The sequence below is a fragment of the Candidatus Thiodiazotropha sp. AKAK3 genome, from assembly GCF_058244645.1.
Genome location: NZ_JBSYOQ010000030.1, coordinates 1 through 2,624, shown reverse-complemented (window position 1 = coordinate 2,624; position 2,624 = coordinate 1). Strand labels below are relative to the sequence as shown.

1 protein-coding gene is annotated in these 2,624 nt (G+C 50.0%); it reads right to left on the bottom strand.

Translation table 11 applies throughout. From position 1 onward, the window contains the following. Positions 1-2,248, bottom strand: a 2,248-nt coding sequence (locus AC4IE7_RS05225) for an autotransporter family protein (protein ID WP_490775756.1), incomplete at its 3' end; no start/stop codon positions are given. Positions 2,249-2,624 lie beyond the last annotated feature (376 nt).

Below are 2,624 nucleotides of genomic sequence, written 5' to 3'. Positions count from 1 at the left end.
TCAAGCGTAGATAGTCCCGATCAGGATCGTCAGTCTCGATCTGGATCGCCTGACCATTTGGATCGCCGACGAAATGGGCGCTGATGACCTGCGAGTCATCCTCGAATTCGTGCAGCCAGTCGAGGCGAGCATAGGGGATCATGACGCCCCAATCTGTGCTCTGGGTATAGGAGACCCTACCACCCAGTTTCAGCGTCAACCAGGTCTGATCCGTATCATCGATCCGGGTTGCCCAGCCGCCGCCATCAGCGGTGGGATCTGAGGTTTCTTCAGTGAAGCCATCGACATCGGATTTTATATACTCCAGATCGGCCCTGGGACCGAAGGTCCAGCCACCACGATTGAAGTCATAGCCGGAGCCGATGAAGAGACTGAACATGTCACCATCGTAGTCGGCAGAGAGGTTCTGGTTGACATCGGCCAGACCGTCGAGCTGATAGACGATGCTTCGGCTCTGGTCGAAGTTGTTGGCGCCATAACCGAGGGAGAAATCGACAAAGTAGTTCTGCTCAGCATAGTAGGTACCGTAGAGGTTGAGGCTATAGCCCTGGGTGTCGATCTCAGCGACATCGTCTTCCAGTTCGGTATTGGTATCGACATAACCGAAGGCGCTACCAAGGATAAAATTATTGGTGATGCGGTAGTCGACCCCCATGGTAATACCATAGGTATCGAAGTCGAGACCAGCCTCAAGATCGGTCTCATCTTTGCTGCCGGTGGAGATATCACCGGTGATGAAGACCCCAAGACGGCTCTCCATGAGGGGGTTATCACCACTGGCGCCAGCGCCACGTTGGCCCTTATAGGCCTGGGCGATGGTATCGATGGAGAAGCTCTGGTCATCGATCAACAGATCGAGTCCACGGAAGGAGAGACCTCTTGCACCGGCTCGCAGTGCAGCGATACGGGAGCCCAGGTTGCGAATCTGAGCTTCACCACCCTGACGGGATGATCTGTTGGCCTTGGTAGCGGACTCAGGGGTGACCTGGCGCAGGGCAGAGCCAGTATTGGCATCGCCGCCGATAGCTGCACCGACTACATCGTTACAGTCCTCCTGCATGCGATCACTGATACGACCACTGGGACAGGCTTCACCAATGACCTTGCTGGTCGAAATCACATTTGGATTTCCCCCGGTATAGGGACTCAGCAGATCAGCTACAGGATTGTCTGAAGTTGGTTCCGCTGCACTACCTGCCAGAGGCACAGTGGTTGTTGCAGTGTCTGTGGTGACAATCAGACTCCCGCTCACATCGCCAGTAGACTGAGGAGAAAACACCACCTGGATTTGACAACTACTGCCACTGATTAGCTGAGCAGGACAATCATTGGTTTGTGTAAAGTCCCCCTCGGTGGTAATAGATTGCACCTGTAAGGACACGTCACTCATATTTTCCAGCGTGACTGTTTGAGGGTCACTGTTTGTCCCGGTATCAGATTGAGGAAAAGTAACACTTGAAGGAGATACAGAAGCTGCCAATGGCAGAGCTGATACCGACAGGACTATTGATTGTTGTATGGCGCCAGATTGATTAGATCCGCTAATCTCCAATGTTCCATTAATGGCTCCTGAAATATCAGGTGTCACACTAACCTCTACGGTACAGCTCTCACCACCATTAATTGATGATGGGCAATCGTTGGTTTGTTGAAAAGGTGCAGAAGCAGAAATGGAACTGATGGTAAGTGGTGCATTTCCACTATTTGATACGGGAACAGATATGGTTTCACTCTGGGCATTGACCGTAACTGAGCCGAAATCGATCTCTGTAGAGGAGACAGAAACCTCGCCAAGCAGACCAACACCAGAAAGGGATGCGGTGAAATTAAAGACCCTTGCTGCAACTGGAGGGGGGCGTACCGCTGTTAGATCCAGTGCTGGATCATCACCTGCTATGATCAGATCACCTGTGAGTGTCCCCGATGTTTGTGGCGAAAAAGTAACATCGACGGTGCAGGTACTCTGAGGTGGCATTGAACCGACACAGTTTGTTGTGTACTCAAAATCGCCAGTTGCAGTGATCGAAGATAGAAGGACAGATTGGAACGTGCTGCTATTTGCCAATGTTATTGTTTGTGGATCGCTGCTGGAACCGACATCAACACTGCCTAGGTTAAGATTACTCGGTGATATGCTCAATAAGGCAAATGCATTGCCAGAGCTTAGCAATAGCAGAGCAAAGAGAAATGAAAATAGACCTTTAAACCTTCTGATGGACGGCATCACTGTTGGACAGGAATGAAGCATGATGGCACTCTCCCGGCGCTGAATTTTTTTGTTACTTTAGTTTGGCGCCATGTTATCCCTCGGAAAAGCACTTGTCGATTTTTAAAAACCTAAATAAAAGGATAGATAATAGAGTTTTATCTACTTCTCAATAGCTTATGTGAGTAATTTACAGTTAGAGTTAATCGAGAAAAGCGTTGATTTTTGGATCGAGCAAATATATCAGGGTCGATTCGCTTTAGTAATACGATAGATTAACTTGATAATTGAGCAGATGCCCGCCAGAGGCGGGCATCTGCCGGGATCAGAACTCGGTACGGAAACCGACACTGATAGTATGAGAGGTCCAGTCGCTGTGGGCGAGGATGGTACCGTAATCGATGAAGCCGACCATACC